Genomic DNA, 15,981 nt, shown 5'->3' with positions numbered 1-15,981 from the left:
GTGACGAAGAGGAAGATGCCGAACATGCCGGCTCCGGCGATCAGCACCGCGAGGTAGGCGGCGCCGCGATCGCGGTCGAGGACGATGTGCAGCGCAGCAGCGGGTGCTCCGTCGACCGCTGGCGCAGCACGAAGCCGACGAGCAGCAGCACGGCGGCCGCCAGCGGCGCCCAGGTCATCGGCGAGTCCCAGCCGTCGGACTCGGCGTTGGCGAAGCCGAACACCAGCCCGAACAGCGCTGCCGAGACGAGCAGCGTGCCCGGCACGTCGAGCCTCGGGCGCGGGCCGCTGCGCTCGATCGGCGGCACGAAGACGATCGCCCCGATCACGGCGACGACCGCGATCACGACGTTGATGTAGAGGTTCCAGCGCCAGTCGAAGCTCTCGGTCAGCACGCCGCCGAGGAGGAGGCCGACCGCGCCGCCCGCGCCCGCGATCGCACCGAAGACGCCGAACGCCCGCGCCCGCTCCTTCGGCACGGTGAACGTCGTGGTGAGGACCGCCAGCGCCGTGGGGGCCAGCAGCGCGCCGAAGACGCCCTGCAGCGCGCGGGCCGCGATCAGCAGCTCGAAGCTGCCGGCGGCGCCGCCCAGGGCCGAGGCGATCGCGAAGCCGATCAGGCCGATCACGAAGGTCCGCTTGCGGCCGAGGAGGTCGAGAGCCGGCCGCCGAGCAGCAGGAGGCTGCCGAAGGCGAGGGAGTAGGCGGTGACGACCCACTGGCGGTCGCCGTCCGAGAAGCCGAGGTCGGCCTGGGCGGCCGGGAGGGCGATGTTCACGACCGTGGAGTCGAGGACCACCATCAGCTGGGCGAGGCCGACGGCCACGAGGGTCCACCAGCGGCGGTTCGAGGGGGCCGGGGCCGCGGAGGCGGCGACGGCCGGCAGGGAGGAGGTCTGCGTCATGAGTGAGAACCTATGCGAGACCGAGCGGTTCCGATACTGAGAAGTCTCGAAACTTCTCGGTTCCGCAACTCCGGGTTCCTGACCTACCCTGGAGCGACCAGCCGCCCGCACGGACGGCCGCCCGCACCAGACAGGAGACGCTGCGATGACGCCGCCCTCCTCCCCGCCGTCGGCACCGACGCCCCCGTGCGCCCCGGCCGCCGCCGCGATCCGAGCCGCGACGGCGAGATCCTGAGCGCCGCCCTCGACGTCCTCGCCGAGACCGGCTATGACGGCATGACCATCGACATGGTCGCCGCGCGCGCCCGAGCCGGGAAGGCGACCCTCTACCGCCGCTGGGACTCCAAGGCCGAGCTCGTGGTCGACGCCCTGGCCTGCCTCAAGGGCGCCGACCTCGCCCCCGACCGCCTCCCGGACACCGGAACCCTGCGCGGCGACCTCGTCGCTCTCATCCGCCCGCACACCATCGAGGACGCCGAGCGCAAGCTCCGGATCATGGCCGGCGTCGTCGCGATGATCTCGAAGTCGCCCGAGCTGTCCGACGCCGTCCGCGCCGCGATCATCGAGCCGCGGGCCGAGGCGAACCGCATCCTGATGCGCCGCGCGATCGAGCGCGGCGAGATCGCGGCGGACATCGACCTCGAGACCCTCGCGCTCGTCACGCCCGCGATGGTCGCCTACCGGGTGCTGCTGCTGCGCATCCCCGTCGACCGGGAGTTCCTGCTGTCGTTGATCGACGGGATCCTGCTGCCGGCGGTCGGACTCGGCGCGCGGGACTGGTCCTCGACGACCGCCGCGAGCTGGTCCGCGACCGCTCCCCAGCCGTCGGCGAACCCGAGGCGCTCGTGCTCGTCGCGGGTCGCGGCGTCCTTGTGCATCACGTGGGCCCGGTAGAGCGTGCCGTCGGGGTGGTCCTCGAGGGTGACGACGGCGGTGATGAACGGCGCGGCCGCCGGGCGCCAGCCGGCGATGAGCGCGGTCGTGAAGACGAGCCGCTCCTCGGGGTCGACGGCCAGGTAGCAGCCGGAGAGGTGGGGCACGAAGGCGTCGCCGTCGCTCATCGCGTCCGGAGCTCACCTCCCGGGCGCACGTCCATCGCGTCGACCCGGCAGCGCGTCGGCGCGGGGATCCACCACTGCGCGAACAGCTCGGGGTGGTCCATGCCGCCCAGACGCTGGCGCGCGGCGCGCGGAGCACACGGGAGATCTCGAGATCGAGCCGCGGGTCGAAGCCGGTCATGGTGCTGTCCTCTCGTCGGACGGTCGCGGCGTCGCCGGGCGGCGGCGCTCGGGGTCGGCGTGCTCGGGGTCGGCGTGCTCGGAGCCGGCGTGCTCGGAGCCGGCGTGCTCGGAGCCGGCGTGCTCGGCGGCCACGCGCTCCAGGCGGTCGGTGCGCCCCTCCCACTCCGCGCGCTGCTCGGCGAGCCAGTCCTCCACCGCGGCGAACGCCGCCGGATCGAGCCGGCAGGTGCGCACTCGCCCCTGCTTCGCGGTGCGGATCCAGCCGCCCTGCTCGAGTACGCGCAGATGCTTGAGGAACGAGGTGAGCGCCATCGGGAACGGCTCCGCGAGTTCGCCGACGGTCGCCGGACCCCGGCGCAGACGGCTCACGACGGCCCGGCGCGTCGGGTCCGCGAGCGCGCGGAACGCCGTGTCGAGCGCCTCGCCATGGTGAGCCATACGGCTCAGTATGCCACCGGCGGCACGAGCGGGGTGCGCGAGTCTCCTAAAATCGGAGCCATGTCGAAAGTGTTGAGCAGTCTGCCCGTGGGCGAGCGTGTCGGAATCGCATTCTCGGGAGGCCTCGACACATCCGTCGCGGTCGCCTGGATGCGCGAGAAGGGTGCGGTGCCCTGCACCTACACCGCCGACATCGGCCAGTACGACGAGCCCGACATCGACAGCGTCCCGTCGCGCGCCGCGCAGTACGGCGCCGAGATCTCGCGCCTCGTCGACGCGAAGAGCGCGCTCGTGGAGGAGGGCCTCGTCGCCCTGCAGTGCGGCGCGTTCCACATCCGCTCGGGCGGCAAGACCTACTTCAACACCACGCCGCTGGGCCGCGCCGTCACCGGCACGCTGCTGGTCCGCGCGATGCGCGAGGACGGCGTCGACATCTGGGGCGACGGCTCCACCTACAAGGGCAACGACATCGAGCGGTTCTACCGCTACGGCCTGCTCGCCAACCCCCGCCTGCGCATCTACAAGCCGTGGCTCGACGTGCAGTTCGTCAACGAGCTCGGCGGCCGCACCGAGATGTCGGAGTGGCTCGTCGCCCGCGGCTTCCCGTACCGCGACGCCACCGAGAAGGCCTACAGCACGGACGCGAACATCTGGGGCGCCACCCACGAGGCCAAGCGCCTCGAGGAGCTCTCGAGCGGCATCGAGCTCGTCGAGCCGATCATGGGCGTCGCGTCGTGGCGCGAGGACGTCGAGATCGCCTCCGAGGTCGTCACCGTGCGCTTCGAGGCGGGCCGGCCGGTCGCGATCAACGGCACGGAGTTCTCGGACCCGGTGGCGCTCGTGCTCGAGGCGAACGCCATCGGCGGCCGCCACGGCCTGGGCAGCTCTGACCAGATCGAGAACCGCATCATCGAGGCCAAGAGCCGCGGCATCTACGAGGCCCCCGGCATGGCCCTCCTCCACCTCGCCTACGAGCGCCTGCTCAACGCGATCCACAACGAGGACACCATCGCGCAGTACCACTCCGAGGGCCGCCGCCTCGGCCTGCCTGATGTACGAGGGACGCTGGCTCGACCCGCAGTCGCTCATGCTGCGCGAGTCGATCCAGCGCTGGGTCGGCTCCGCCGTCACCGGCGAGGTGACCGTGCGCCTGCGCCGCGGCGACGACTACACGATCCTCGACACCGCGGGCCCCGCACTGAGCTACCACCCCGACAAGCTCTCGATGGAGCGCGTCGGCGACGCCGCGTTCGGTCCCGAGGACCGCATCGGCCAGCTGACCATGCGCAACCTCGACATCGCCGACTCGCGCTCGCGCCTCGAGCAGTACGCGGCCGCCGGTCTCGTGGGCGGCCCGACCGCCGAGCTCGTCGGGCACCTCGGGATCGGAGAGGGCGAGGCGATCACCGAGGGCGGCGGCTCCGCAGCCGCCGACGCACTGGGACGCGCGACCGACCTGGCCTCGGAGGGCGCGGCGTTCGACGCCGCGGCACCGACTGACGCCTCCGCTCCCGGGAGCCCCCGCGCACCCGCCTCCCGAGGCGGCGTGCCGGGGGCTTCCGTCCTTCACACCTGCGCGTCCCGCACGAGGGCCGAGCGCGGCGTCCACGGTCGCGACCGACTGCTCCGGATCCACCCGCGCCAGCACCAGCGCGGCCACCAGCAGCGACACCAGCAGATCGGCCTGCAGCGCCCGCCGCGACGGCTCCGCCCCGGGCCAGCGCGCAGAGGCCCCGGCGCGCATCGCGCGCAGCAGCTCCGCCCGGTACTCGGCGATCACCTCGCGCACGGCGTCGTCGCGCGCGATCGGCGCGCCCGCGGCATTGAGCAGCAGGCAGCCGCTGCGGGAGGAAGGCTCGCGGCGTCGAGAGAGCGGCGCGCAGGCCCCAGTAGACCTCCAGGGCGTCCGGAGCCACGTCCTCGCGGGCGAGCGGCGCGAGCCGAGGCCGCACCACCTCGTCGAGGTAGCTCTGCACGGCCGCGTCGAACAGTCCGCGCTTGCTGCCGAACGCGTGATACAGACTCGACCGGCGCACTCCGGTCGCCGCCTCCAGCTCGGGAACGGACGCCTCCTCGAAGCCGCGCTCCCAGAACACGGAGCGCGCCGATCGGACGACCTCGGCGGTCTCGAACGTCTGCGTGCGTCCCATCAGGGCCTCCTTCTGGACCGTTCGTTCCATCATGCCGCGTGCAGGCCTATGGTGGATCGATCGTTACACAATCAGGAGGTCCCGCCGTGATCGTCACAGGACTCGTGCTCGCGGCCCTCGCCGCTGTGCTGCACGTCTACATCTTCGTGCTGGAATCGCTCCTCTGGACGACTCCGCGGGCCCGCTCGACCTTCGGCACCACCGAGGACGAGGCCCGGGCCACGAAGGAGCTCGCCTTCAACCAGGGCTTCTACAACCTCTTCCTCGCGATCGTGACGATCGTCGGCGTCCTCGCCCTCACGACCGGAGCGACTGGGGTCGGCGCCGCCCTCGTGTTCGCGGGCACAGGTTCGATGGTCGCCGCGGCGCTCGTCCTCCTGCTCTCCTCCCCCGCCAAGCGCCGCGCGGCCCTCACCCAGATGACGCCCGGCCTGCTCGCGATCCTCGCGCTCGCGATCGGCCTCGCCGCCCTGAACCGGCTCCGCGTCCGCTCCGGCTCCGCTCCGCCCCTCTCCGGAAGGCTCCATGACCACCGCCACCAGCACCCAGATCCAGCTCGTCCGCCGCCCCGAGGGCTGGCCGGTCGCCGACGACTTCCGCACCGTCCAGGTGACCTACGACGCCCCCGCCGCGGGCGAGATCCGCGTCGAGAACGCCTTCGTCTCGGTCGACCCCTACATGCGCGGTCGGATGAACGACGTCAAGAGCTACACCCCGCCGTACGCCCTCGGCGAGACCATGACCGGAGGCGCGATCGGACGCGTGAGCGTGTCGGACGACCCGGAGTTCCCGGTCGGCGCGGCGGTGCTGCACCAGCTCGGCTGGCGCGACGTCGTGCAGGCCCCCGCCTCGGCCTTCCGCGTCGTCCCCGAGCTGCCGGGGGCACCCTCTCGCTCCGCCTCGGGATCCTCGGCATGACCGGTCTCACCGCGTTCGTCGGCCTGACGACGATCGCCGGGATGGAGGAGGGCGACACCGTCTTCGTCTCGGGCGCCGCCGGAGGCGGTCGGCTCGGCCGCCGGGCAGATCGCCCGCCTCCTGGGCGCGGGGCGCGTCATCGGCTCCGCGGGCTCGGCCGAGAAGGTCGAGCTGCTCACCGGGAAGTACGGCTACGACGCCGCCTTCGACTACCACGCGGCACCCGTGCGCGAGCAGCTGGCGCAGGCCGCTCCGGACGGCATCGACGTCTACTTCGACAACGTCGGTGGCGACCACCTCGAGGCCGCGCTGGACGCCTTCAGGGACGGCGGCCGCGCCGCCCTGTGCGGAGCGATCGCCGGCTACAACAGCACCGAGAAGCCGGTCGGCCCCGACAACACGGCGAACATCATCACCCGCGGCCTCACCCTCCGCGGCTTCACCCTCTCCGGCCACCTCGACCGGGCTCCCGAGTTCGACCGGCTCATGGCCGGCTGGTTCGAGGAGGGGAGCATCGCCTACGACGAGACGATCGTCGACGGGATCGAGAACACCGTCGAGGCGTTCCTCTCGATGATGCGCGGCGGCAGCACCGGGAAGATGGTCGTCCGCATCTGAGCGCGAAGGAACCCCGGACGGTCGAGGGAACCTGCAAGTGCGGGTTACCTCGACCGTCCGGGGTCTCCCGGTCGATCGTCAGCGCTTGACGGCGTCGATCTTCAGCATCTTGGCGATGACCGAGTCGAGCTCGGAGTCGTCGAAGATCTTCTTCCAGTCGTCCTTGATGAGCGCCTCGCGGCCGTAGCCCATGGCGATGTGGCAGGCCTCCGAGAACGGGTTCGATCCGCGCAGGCCGTTGGTCAGCGCGATCCAGGTGTGGCCGTAGAGCATGGCGCGCGCCGCCTCGTAGGGCACGCCGACGCCGTTGACGGTCTCGTCGAGCGCCTCCTTGAGGAACTCGCCCACCATGCAGGCGATGGTCTCGACCAGGGTCGGCTCGAGCACGGCGAGCTGCTTGACGGTCACCCAGTGCACCGCGATGACGGGCGCGTAGATGGTCGAGATGACCTTCTCGGCGATCGCCCGCACGTCGTCGTCCGCGTCCTCGAGGGCCGCGACGACCTCCTGCAGGGCGGCGATGCCGCCGAACGTGTCGGCCCACTCCTCCGGGGTGGTGCGCTCGAGGAACACCGACGGGTGGCACGGGTGCGCCACGGCGTAGTGGATGTCCTCGCGCTTCGCGAGGAGCCCGCGTAGGCCGCGGCCGGGTCGAGGGTCAGGATGATCGCGCCCGACTTCATCTGCGGGATCACGTCCTCCAGAGACCGCGCCGAGCACGACGTCCGGGACGGCGAGGATCACGACGTCGGCGTCCTCGACGGCGTCGGGCGTCGCGGTGATCTCGCGGCCGGCCTCGCGGGTGCGCTCCTGCCCCGCGGGCGACGCCTCGCTGTAGAGGGCGTTGTAGTCGGACTTCTGCAGGTTGTTCGAGACCCGCATGCCCATCTTGCCGCCGGCGCCGATGACGGCGACGGTGAGAGCGGGGGCGGCGGTGCCCGGGGCGGTGGTGGCGGTGGTGTCGGTCATGGGTTCCTTCTCCTGAGCTGGTCGAGGGTGGTGCGGGTCCACTCGGCTTCGAGCCGGGTGGTGACGAGCGCCTGCTCCGCGGCGGGGACGGTGTCCTGCCAGGGGAGCCAGAACTCGATGATCTGGGTGATGCCGCGCGCGTCCGGATCCAGCAGTGCGCGGAAGCCGTCGTAGTCGAGGCGGCCGTCGCCGAGGGCGGTGCCGGTGTAGACGAAGCCGACCCAGCCCGGGTTGCGGCTGAAGTCGAAGTCCTTGACGTGCCAGTTGGCGACGTACGGCGCGCAGCGCGCGACCACGTCGGCCGGCAGCTCGAGGTTCGCGACCGTGTTGGCGGGGTCGAGGCAGATCCGGATCCGCGGATCGTCCAGCGTCGCGACGACGTCGACGAGGTCGGCGGTGCCGACCTGCTCGTACGTCTCGAGCGCCAGGACCACGCCCGCCGCCTCGAGCTCGGGCGCGATGCTCCGGAGCCGGCGCAGCGTCTCCTCTCGGCCGGGACGGTCCTCCCCGACGTCCACATGCTGCGCAGCAGCACGACGTCGAGCGCGCGGGCGAGGCCGAGCCAGCGGCGCAGGTGCTCGGGATCGGTGCCGCGCGTGCCGAGCTCGAGGGCGACGCCGCGACCCGCCGCGAGCTCCCGCAGCGCGGCGAGCCGCTCGGGCGGGAACTCCTCGAGGCCGGGCACGTCGCACAGCTGCAGGAGGCCCACGCCGAGGTCGGCCGTCTCGCGCACCATGTCCTCGACGCTCATCGGCTCCGCCACCCGGTCGGAGGAGCGCCAGAAGAAGGCGTAGCTGCTGAGTCCGATCGTCACGGGCGGGCCTCCGCGAGCGCGAGCGCCTCGTCGAGGATCGTCCGCACGGCCTCGGGGTCGTGCGCGAAGCGGCCGAGGAAGAGTCCGGGGACCCGGCCCTCGAGCGCGGTCAGGAGACCGGGCCCGGCGCTGCCGCCGTAGATCACGCGGCTGCCGACACGCCCCGGGAGCGCGATCAGCGCCGCTTCAAGCGCGGTGACCACCCCGGCGATGAAGGCCGAGGTCGGCGGGCTCGGGCGCGCCGATGGCCCAGACGGGCTCGTAGGCCGCGAGCACCGGGCCGGTCGAGCCCGCGGCGTCGGCCGCGTCGAGCACCGACGTGATCTGGGCGAGCACGAGCGCGACGGCGTCCTCGACGCTGCCGCGCTCGGTCTCGCCGACGCAGAGCAGCGGCACGAGGTCGTTGCGGAACGCGGCGGCGACCTTCTGGCGGATCCGCTCGTCGTCGTCGCCGAACAGCGCTCGGCGCTCGGCGTGGCCGATCTCGACCAGGCGGCAGCCGATCTCGCGGAGCTCGGAGCCGCTCACCTCGCCGGTGAACGCACCCTCGTCCTCCCAGAAGAGGTCCTGGGCGCCGAGGGCGACTCCGGAGCCGTCGACGAGCGCGCCGACCGGCACGAGCGAGGGGAACGTCGGCACGACGAACAGCTCGACCACTCCCGACGTCACCGCCTCGTGGGTCCGCGCGATCTCGACGACGCGACGGCTCCACTCCAGGGTGCGCTCGTGACCGAAGTACATCTTCAGGCTCACGCCCACGGTGAAGGCGGGCGAGGCGTCCGGGGTCAGCACGACGCGGGCGAGGACGGAGACCGGAGCCTCGTCGGCGCGGCCCTCCTCGTACGCCTCGATGATCTGCACCTTCTCGGCCGAGGCGGAGGAGGTGTCGAACTCGTAGCCCAGCCACTCCTTCGCGAGGCGGCGGGCGAGCTCCATGCCGACGACGCGCTGACCCATGCAGAGCACCTGCGCGTCGTTGGAGAGGATCGAAGCGCTCGACCGAGAAGGAGTCGTGCGCGGTGACGGCGCGGACCCCCGCGACCTTGTTCGCCGCGATGGCGACGCCCAGTCCCGTGCCGCAGATCAGCACGGCTCGGTCGGCCTCGCCGCGGGCGATCATCTCGGCGGCGGCGATGGCGACGCTGGGGTACGGCGTGTGGGAGTCGGCGTCCACTCCCACGTCGACGAGGGTCGCGACGCGCGCGTCCTTCTCGAGATCGGCCTTGATGATCTCCTTGTAGGTGAAACCGGCGTCGTCGGATCCGACGACGATGCGGAACGGTGCGCTCATGGTGCTCTCTCCTTGCTGGCGGGTGCCGGGGTGACGGTGTGCGACGTTACGCGTCGGTGCTGGACGGGCTGGCTGCGCTCTCGCGGAGCACGGCGCCGACGGCGGTGACGATCAGGGCGAGCGAGTGCGCGCCGCGTCGGGGGTGCCGAGGCTCTTCTCGGCGTGCGGGCGGGCGCGGCCCATCCGGGGCAGCAGCTGCGCGGTGGCGGCAGCGGCGTCGGTGCAGGCCCCGGCCGCACGGGTCCAGGCGTCGGCGAGGAGTCGCCCGCGCCGATCCGCTCGCCGAGCACGTCGGCGAACGGCACGAGGGAGTCGACCATCGTCTTGTCCCCGACGCTCGCGCCGAAGGCGAGGATCGCGGTCCGCGCGCCGTCGACTCCGGTCAGCACCCGCGGCCGCGTCGGGCCGGCCCTCGTCGCCGAGAGCCGCGCCCACTGCGCCGAGCGCGGCCCCCAGAGGGCTCCGGAGGTGCCGCCCGCGCGGTCCGACCAGGCCGTCGCCGGCGGCGTCGAGCACGGTGCCGGCTCCCGCTCGCTCCTCGTGGGCGGCCCGGGCGGCTGCGACGGCCGCGTGCACCCCGCGCTGCATCCCGATGCCGTGGTCGCCGTCACCGGCGACCGCGTCGATCCGACCTGAGCTCGTCGGCGTTCTCGTCGATCACGCGCTGCGTCGCCTCGAGGGCCGCGAGCACGGTGCCGGCCGCGGCGCGGGACTCCTCGCTGGAGGCTCCGATCTCGGCGCGGGCGCTCTCGACGACCGCCTGCTCCGCCACCTGGGCGGCGGCGCGGACGGCGCCCTTGCGGTAGGCGGGCGTCTCGACGGGAGCCGACCAGAGCCGCTCGAGCTCCTCGTCGACCCAGAAGAAGGTGAGCGAGACGCCGGCGATGTCGAAGCTGGTCACCAGCTCGCCGACCTCCGGCTCGACGATCTCGACGCCGCGCTCGCGCAGGCGGCGCTCGACGCCCGAGTAGACGACGAACAGCTCCTCGTACTTCACCGAGCCCAGGCCGTTGAGGATCACGACGAGTCGAGTCCCCTCGAGCTCGGCGACGTCGTCCGGGCGCTCGGCGAGGAGCGACTCGACCAGCAGTTCGGCGAGTCCGTCGGCCGAGGGCACGTCGTCCTCGCGGATGCCGGGCTCGCCGTGGATGCCCATGCCGACGGCCATCCGCCCCTCGGGGACGGTGAACAGCGGCTCCGACGCCCCGGGCAGCGAGCAGCCCGAGAACGCGACGCCGAAGGAGCGCGTGCGCTCGTTGGCGCGGATCGCGGAGGCGCTCGACGTCGTCCAGGGACGCGCCCTCCTCCGCAGGCGGCTCCGGCGACCTTGAACACGGTCAGATCGCCCGCGATGCCGCGGCGCTTGTGCTTCTCGGAGACGCTCGCGCTCGAGATGTCGTCGGTGACCGTGACGGTGCGGACGTCGATCCCCTCGTCGCGCAGGCGCCGTTGCGCCGCGTCGAAGTTCAGCACGTCTCCCGCGTAGTTGCCGTAGCTCAGCAGCACGCCGCCCCCGTGCTCGGCGGCCGTGGCGACCGAGTGGACCTGCTGCGCGGACGGAGAGGCGAAGAGGTTCCCCATCGCCGCGCCGTGCGCGAGGCCCTGGCCGACCAGCCCGCCGAAGGCCGGGTAGTGGCCGGAGCCGCCGCCGACCACGAGCGCGACCGTTCCGGGGGCGACCTCGGTCGAGCGCACCACTCCTCCGGGCACGCGCCGCACGAAGCGGCGGTTCGCGGCGGCGAATCCGTCGATCATCTCGTCGGCGAAATCGGAAGGATCGTTGTAGAGCCGGGTCATCTCGGGGTCCTTGTCGTGGTGGCGGTGTGCGTCGGTGGGCGATCACGTCGACGCTCGGGGCGTCCTTGTAGCGCCGCGCGAGCAGTGCCATCAGCACGGCCGAGAGCAGCAGGAAGAAGCCGACGACGAACATCGGGATCTCGTAGCCGCCGGTCGCGTCGCTCAGGGCTCCGGTGATGTACGGCGCCGAGAAGCCGGCGAGGTTGCCGACCGTGTTGATCAGGGCGATGCCGGCCGCCGCGGCCGCTCCCGTGAGGAAGCGGGTCGGGAACGTCCAGAAGTTGGGCAGGGCCGAGAAGATCGCCATCGCGGTCACCGTGATCACAGCGATCGTCGCGGCCGGCGAGCCGGCGAACAGCGCGAGCGGGATGCTCGATCCACCGCGATCGCCGGGATCACGATGTGCCAGGTGCGCACTCCGCGACGCGTCGCATCGCGCGACCAGAGGTAGAGCGCGATCGCCGCGGAGCACGTAGGGGATCGCGGTGATCAGGCCCTTCTCGAAGATGCCGAACGTGGTGCCGTACTGCTCCTGGAAGCCCTCGATGATCGTGGGGAGGAAGAACGCCAGCGCGTAGAGGCCGTAGATGAAGCCGAAGTACACGAAGCTGAGCATCCAGACGCGGCCGCTCCTGAAAGCGGAGGACATCTTCGGGTGGGTCGTGACGCCCTTGGTCTTGACGTCCTCCTCGCGCTGCAGCGCCGTCGTGAGCCAGACCTGCTCCTCGCGCGTCAGCCACTTCGCGTCTGAGGGCCTGTCTTTGAGGTAGAACCAGGCGATGAGTCCGACGACGATCGCGGGGAGCGAGACGCCGAGGAACATGAAGCGCCAGCCCTCGAGGCCGAAGATGCCGTCCTGCTCGATCAGGAGACCCGCGAGCGGAGCGCCGATGACCGTGGTGAGCGGCTGCGCCAGGTAGAAGAGCGCGAGGATCTTGGAGCGGTGCTTCGCCGGCACCCAGAGGCTGAGGAACAGGATCGCGCCGGGGAAGAAGCCTGCCTCCGCGACTCCGAGCAGGAAGCGGAGCACCACCAGCTGCTCGAAGTTCTGCACCCACGTGAACAGCAGCGCCACGACGCCCCAGCTCACCATGATGCGGGCGAGCCAGCGCGCGCGCCGAAGCGGTGCAGCGCCAGGTTGCTGGGCACTTCGAGGAGGATGTAGCCGATGAAGAAGACGCCGGAGGCGAAGCCGAACTGGGCCGCCGAGAGGGCGAGATCGGCCTCCATGCCGTTGGGAGCGGCGAAGCCGATCGCCGTGCGATCGAGGTAGTTGATGAAGAACATCAGGGCGACGAACGGCACGAGGCGCACCGAGATCTTCCTGATCGCGCTCTTCTCGACGGCGGCGTCGGCCGCGGCCGGACCACCGGCGGTGGTCTGAGAGGAAAGGTCCACGTCGATCTCCAGATCCTTATCAACGACTGTGTTGGGGTACCGGGCCAAATTGGCTGACCGGTTGACCAATTCGATGATGCTCCGTTCCGCCGCAAGTGTCAACCGGTTCGGCTGTCGCGTGGCGTCTCCTGCCCCACGCGAGCCGTTGCTACGGTCGTCGCATGCCGGCGTATCCCGAAGACGACCCGTCCCTCGTGCGCCTGGAGCTCCAGGTGCTCCCCCGCGGCACCGCGGTCGCCGAAGTGGCGAAGCAGCTGACCTCCCTCCTCACCACGGGTGATCTGGCACCCGGGTCGCGCCTGCCCCGAGCGCCAGCTCGCCGAGAGCCTGGAGTGGGCCGCTCGGCCGTGCGCGAGGCCCTCGCGGCGCTCGAGATCCTCGGCATCGTCACGGTGCGCCCGGGCTCCGGCACCTACCTCCGCGACAGCACGTCGGAGCTCCTGCCGACGACGCTGAGCTGGGGGCTGATGCTCTCCGCCGGCCGCACGGCCGAGCTGATCGAGGTGCGGAGCGGGCTCGAGATCCAGGCGGCGATGCTCGCGGCACTCCGCATCGAGGACGCCGACCTGGCGAAGCTGCGCGCGCACCTGGACGCGATGGAGTCGCACCTGGACGACCTCGCGGCCTTCGTCGAGGCCGACGTGCGCTTCCACCTGCAGATCGCGGTCAGCTGCGGCAACGTGGTGCTCCGCGACCTGCTGCAGACCATCCGCTCGCTGCTGCGGCTGTGGGTCGAGCGCGCGCTCAGCGACCCGCAGCAGGCGCGCGACGCCTTCGCCGAGCACCGCGCCGTGCTGGAGGCACTCCGAGGCGCGCGATCCGGCCGCGGCCGCGCGGGCGATGGAGTCGCACATGAGCACCGCCTCGCGCCGACTGGCGGACTCGAGGAGCTGATCGACGCGGTCGGTGGCAGACTCGGCGCATGACGACCTTCCCGGGCCGGTCGAGCTCCGCGGTGCTCGCCGTCGCCGCCGCCCTGCGTCCTGCTCGCCGGCTGCGCGGGGCGCGCCGACATCGCCCTCCTCCCGGACGCCGCTGCCCAGGCCGGTGAGCGCGTCGCCGACGGCGGTGCCGAGCGCGACGCCGACGGCGGCATCGACGGCGACGCCCGGTGCGACGCCGACTCCGGAGGCGCCCACCGCCTCGCCGATCGCACCCTCCCCGCAGCGCCCGCTCCCGAGGCGTCGGTCCCGGAGGCACCGGCTCCGGCCGCTCCCGCTCCCGCTCCCGCTCCCGCTCCCGTCGAGCGCTGCCACGGGGGCGACCTCGCGCTCGAGTACCGCCCCGATCCCGACGCCTCCGGCGCCGGCTCCAGTGCGTTCGACCTCGTCTTCACCAACGCGTCGTCGCTGCCCTGTGCGCTCGCCGGCATCCCGGGCGTCTACCCGACGGACGCCGACGGCGTGCGCATCGGCGCGGTCGCCGCCGCGGTCGGACCGAACCCGGGCGGCCTGCTCACCCTGCAGCCCGCCGGCCGGGCCGAGGTCCGCGTCGTCCGCCACTCCCCCGGCGCCTACGGCTGCCCCTCCGCCGTGTCCGCCCGGATCGTCGCCGAGGTCGTCGACGACCTCGATCCGGCGGTCAGCGCTCCGGCCGCCCTCGAGGTCTGCACCGACGGCACGGTCGTGCTCGAGGCGTCGACCTACACGCCGCTGGGCTGAACCGTCCGCACGACGCGGGCGGCCTCGCCGGGAGCCAGCCGGAGCGGGCCGTCCCCGCGGGAGCCGTCGAGCGACCGCCGCCACTCGTGCACGCCGTCCCGCGACGGCTCGATCGCGGTGGCGCCGAGGTTGCCGACGAGGAGCAGCTGCTCCCCTCCCGCTGCACGCCGATCGCCACCAGCGGGAGCGGAGCCGCGTCGACGGTCACGACCTCGCCGCCGCCGATCTCGGCGGCCCACTCCAGCACCCGGCCCGCCGGTGTACCGGATGCCCCGCGGGGTCCCCACTCCTCGAAGTAGGCGAGCGAGTCGACGCCGGGCTGCGCCAGAGCGGCGAGGCTCCCCACGACCCACGCGGCGAGCGCCGGCGAGGACTGCCGCGGGTCGGTCGCACCGGGCAGGTGCTGCGGGCCGTAGCCGTGGGCGTCGACGTCGGCGTCCCCCGGGTCGAACGGCGACGTCGAGACCGCGTTCATCCGCGCCCCGAGTGTGATCGGGCCGATGCGCAGTCGACGGCCGTCGGCGATCGCCAGGGCGTCCCGCGCGACCGTGCGCTGGGTCCCGAGCGACTCCACGAGCTGGTGCCCCGAGGTGTCGTGCATGAAGGCGGTCAGGCTGAAGGCGAGCGGAGCGTCGACGACGGCGAGCTCCTGCGCTCCCCGGTTGAGCTCGGTGAAGTGCGAGCGGACGCCGCCGAGCACCTCGATGCCCGTCCCGCCCACCGCGCGCCGGGCCGCGTCCAGGAGCTCGGGAGTGCTGCGGTGGCCGTGCGCGGCGTAGACGCCGAGGCGGGCGAGCGGAGCGTCGCCGACGGCATCGAGGACCCGCGCGACGTCGTCCGGTTCCGCCGCGACGATCCGGAGGTCGATGCTCCGCTCCTGCGCGTCCTCGAGGGCGCGGGCGAGTGCCCGCCGCCAGCCGGCCCAGCGCGGGTCGCACTCGACGAGCAGGCCGGCGCCGACGATCGGCTCTCCGCCGGTCGAGCCGCCGACGGTGCGCTCGACACCCCCGTGAGGATCTCGGGGAACCAGGTGCCCGGCGAGGGCGAGGCGCAGCCCGTCCGGCTCGTCCTCCGCCGGGGTCGGCGTCGCGGAGCATTCGATCCGGACGCTCTGCCGGACGACCTCCCCCTCGGCCACCGCGACCGGGAACGGCAGGTCCAGCGGAGTGGAGTACGTCTTGAACGACGCGTCCGTCCAGTTGCGCTGGTCCTCCATCTCGAAGACGTCGCCGTCGAACGCCGCCGTCACCGCCACTCCGCTCGCCGCCCACGCGAGACCGGTGATGTCGCGGGCCGGCTGATGCGGGGCGATCCGCGTCGGGAAGCGCATCCGCTCGACGGAGCCGTCGGTGCGGCGGACCTTCGAGCGGCTCTCGGCCGCCTCGGCTCCGTGCAGGACGACGAGACCGAGCCGGTTGCGCAGCAGAGCGGTGGCGGCGCGCGCCTCGGGGGAGAGCAGGAGGGCCGACTCCTCGAAGCGGGCGCTCAGCGTCCACTCGACGCGGGCGGAACCGCTCTCGCTCACCCCCTCGATGACGAGCCCGGAGTCCTTCGCGCTCAGGTCGGCGCGCGTGGTCGCGAAGGTCCCCCAGTCGCGGTCGCGGACGACGAACCGCACTCCCCGGAGGATCCGCGCCCCTGCGAAGCGGATCTCGTCCAGTCGACCCTCGGCGGTGCGCAGGGTCCATGGAGCCGCAGCGCACCTCCCGCTCGTCGCGCTCGGCCGGGAGCAGCAGCGCGGCCGGGATCGTCGGAGCGGCGGGGCGGATGCCGATCGGCCCCA

General features: G+C 72.7%; 13 protein-coding genes and 10 pseudogenes. 8 read left to right on the top strand and 15 right to left on the bottom strand.

Annotated features, from left to right (window positions below; genetic code table 11):
* Positions 1–40: 40 nt before the first annotated feature.
* Positions 41–628: an MFS transporter gene (locus tag AC0CII_RS03195; protein ID WP_465228664.1), complete on the bottom strand. Its 588-nt coding sequence runs from the start codon at positions 626–628 to the stop codon at positions 41–43.
* Complete coding sequence (locus tag AC0CII_RS03190; protein ID WP_465228663.1) at positions 625–903, bottom strand: hypothetical protein; 279 nt, start codon at positions 901–903, stop codon at positions 625–627. The genes AC0CII_RS03195 and AC0CII_RS03190 overlap by 4 nt, the downstream gene beginning before the upstream one ends.
* A gap of 12 nt (positions 904–915) precedes the next feature.
* Here AC0CII_RS03190 and AC0CII_RS03185 point away from each other — a divergent pair, with 12 nt between their 5' ends.
* Positions 916–1,797, top strand: a complete 882-nt coding sequence (locus AC0CII_RS03185) for a TetR/AcrR family transcriptional regulator (protein WP_465228662.1) — start codon at positions 916–918, stop codon at positions 1,795–1,797.
* Here the strand turns inward: AC0CII_RS03185 and AC0CII_RS03180 are convergent.
* Positions 1,746–1,964 (bottom strand): annotated as a pseudogene (locus tag AC0CII_RS03180) (SRPBCC domain-containing protein); the annotation flags it as partial. The gene AC0CII_RS03185 and the pseudogene AC0CII_RS03180 overlap by 52 nt on opposite strands.
* 174 nt (positions 1,965–2,138) lie before the next feature.
* A complete protein-coding gene (locus tag AC0CII_RS03175; protein WP_465226018.1) occupies positions 2,139–2,582 on the bottom strand; it encodes an ArsR/SmtB family transcription factor in 444 nt (147 codons plus the stop codon).
* A 60-nt stretch (positions 2,583–2,642) separates the two neighbouring features.
* Between AC0CII_RS03175 and argG the strand changes: the two are divergent.
* Positions 2,643–4,068, top strand: a pseudogene (gene argG, locus AC0CII_RS03170) (argininosuccinate synthase); the annotation flags it as partial.
* On the opposite strand, the gene AC0CII_RS03165 reads toward argG, so the two are convergent.
* Positions 3,986–4,732 (bottom strand): TetR/AcrR family transcriptional regulator, encoded by a 747-nt coding sequence (locus tag AC0CII_RS03165; protein WP_465228661.1) that lies wholly within the window; start codon positions 4,730–4,732, stop codon positions 3,986–3,988. The pseudogene argG and the gene AC0CII_RS03165 sit on opposite strands and share 83 nt — an antisense overlap.
* 38 nt (positions 4,733–4,770) lie before the next feature.
* Between AC0CII_RS03165 and AC0CII_RS03160 the strand changes: the two are divergent.
* Positions 4,771–5,172: pseudogene (locus AC0CII_RS03160) on the top strand (DUF1304 domain-containing protein); the annotation flags it as partial.
* An 85-nt stretch (positions 5,173–5,257) separates the two neighbouring features.
* Positions 5,258–6,268, top strand: a pseudogene (locus tag AC0CII_RS03155) (NADP-dependent oxidoreductase).
* A 78-nt stretch (positions 6,269–6,346) separates the two neighbouring features.
* On the opposite strand, the pseudogene AC0CII_RS03150 reads toward AC0CII_RS03155, so the two are convergent.
* A pseudogene (locus AC0CII_RS03150) lies at positions 6,347–7,237 on the bottom strand (phosphogluconate dehydrogenase C-terminal domain-containing protein).
* Complete coding sequence (locus tag AC0CII_RS03145; RefSeq protein WP_465228660.1) at positions 7,234–7,755, bottom strand: sugar phosphate isomerase/epimerase family protein; 522 nt, start codon at positions 7,753–7,755, stop codon at positions 7,234–7,236. Before AC0CII_RS03145 ends, AC0CII_RS03150 begins: the two are co-directional and overlap by 4 nt.
* Here AC0CII_RS03145 and AC0CII_RS03140 point away from each other — a divergent pair, their 5' ends adjacent.
* Complete coding sequence (locus AC0CII_RS03140) at positions 7,756–8,031, top strand: hypothetical protein (protein ID WP_465228659.1); 276 nt, start codon at positions 7,756–7,758, stop codon at positions 8,029–8,031.
* A gap of 16 nt (positions 8,032–8,047) precedes the next feature.
* On the opposite strand, the gene AC0CII_RS03135 is transcribed toward AC0CII_RS03140, so the two are convergent.
* From AC0CII_RS03135 to AC0CII_RS03105, 7 genes and pseudogenes are all read right to left on the bottom strand, one after another.
* Positions 8,048–8,254 carry a hypothetical protein gene (locus tag AC0CII_RS03135; protein WP_465228658.1) on the bottom strand — a complete coding sequence of 69 codons (207 nt, stop codon included), beginning with the start codon at positions 8,252–8,254 and terminating at the stop codon, positions 8,048–8,050.
* Positions 8,238–8,792, bottom strand: a complete 555-nt coding sequence (locus AC0CII_RS03130) for a triose-phosphate isomerase family protein (protein WP_465229023.1) — start codon at positions 8,790–8,792, stop codon at positions 8,238–8,240. Before AC0CII_RS03130 ends, AC0CII_RS03135 begins: the two co-directional genes overlap by 17 nt.
* Positions 8,793–8,888: 96 nt before the next feature.
* A pseudogene (locus tag AC0CII_RS03125) lies at positions 8,889–9,342 on the bottom strand (ribose-5-phosphate isomerase); the annotation flags it as partial.
* 111 nt (positions 9,343–9,453) lie between these two features.
* Positions 9,454–9,782: pseudogene (locus tag AC0CII_RS03120) on the bottom strand (DAK2 domain-containing protein); the annotation flags it as partial.
* 167 nt (positions 9,783–9,949) lie between these two features.
* Positions 9,950–10,555, bottom strand: coding sequence for a dihydroxyacetone kinase subunit DhaK (locus AC0CII_RS03115; RefSeq protein ID WP_465229022.1), 606 nt, complete (start codon positions 10,553–10,555; stop codon positions 9,950–9,952).
* Positions 10,556–10,707: 152 nt separating this feature from the next.
* Positions 10,708–11,097 (bottom strand): annotated as a pseudogene (locus AC0CII_RS03110) (dihydroxyacetone kinase subunit DhaK); the annotation flags it as partial.
* A gap of 100 nt (positions 11,098–11,197) precedes the next feature.
* Positions 11,198–12,426 (bottom strand): annotated as a pseudogene (locus AC0CII_RS03105) (MFS transporter); the annotation flags it as partial.
* Between the two features lie 305 nt (positions 12,427–12,731).
* On the opposite strand from AC0CII_RS03105, the gene AC0CII_RS03100 reads away from it, so the two are divergent.
* The 3 genes from AC0CII_RS03100 to AC0CII_RS03090 are packed head-to-tail and all read left to right on the top strand — an operon-like array spanning position 12,732 to position 14,198.
* Complete coding sequence (locus tag AC0CII_RS03100) at positions 12,732–13,463, top strand: FadR/GntR family transcriptional regulator (RefSeq protein ID WP_465228657.1); 732 nt, start codon at positions 12,732–12,734, stop codon at positions 13,461–13,463.
* A complete protein-coding gene (locus AC0CII_RS03095) occupies positions 13,460–13,588 on the top strand; it encodes a hypothetical protein (protein WP_465228656.1) in 129 nt (42 codons plus the stop codon). Before AC0CII_RS03100 ends, AC0CII_RS03095 begins: the two co-directional genes overlap by 4 nt.
* Positions 13,551–14,198: a DUF4232 domain-containing protein gene (locus tag AC0CII_RS03090; protein WP_465229021.1), complete on the top strand. Its 648-nt coding sequence runs from the start codon at positions 13,551–13,553 to the stop codon at positions 14,196–14,198. Before AC0CII_RS03095 ends, AC0CII_RS03090 begins: the two co-directional genes overlap by 38 nt.
* Here AC0CII_RS03090 and AC0CII_RS03085 read toward each other — a convergent pair.
* Positions 14,119–15,912, bottom strand: a pseudogene (locus AC0CII_RS03085) (hypothetical protein); the annotation flags it as partial. The gene AC0CII_RS03090 and the pseudogene AC0CII_RS03085 overlap by 80 nt on opposite strands.
* Positions 15,913–15,981 lie beyond the last annotated feature (69 nt).

Source organism: Rathayibacter sp. AC182 (genome assembly GCF_979253875.1).
This window is presented reverse-complemented; position numbering and strand designations above follow the sequence as displayed.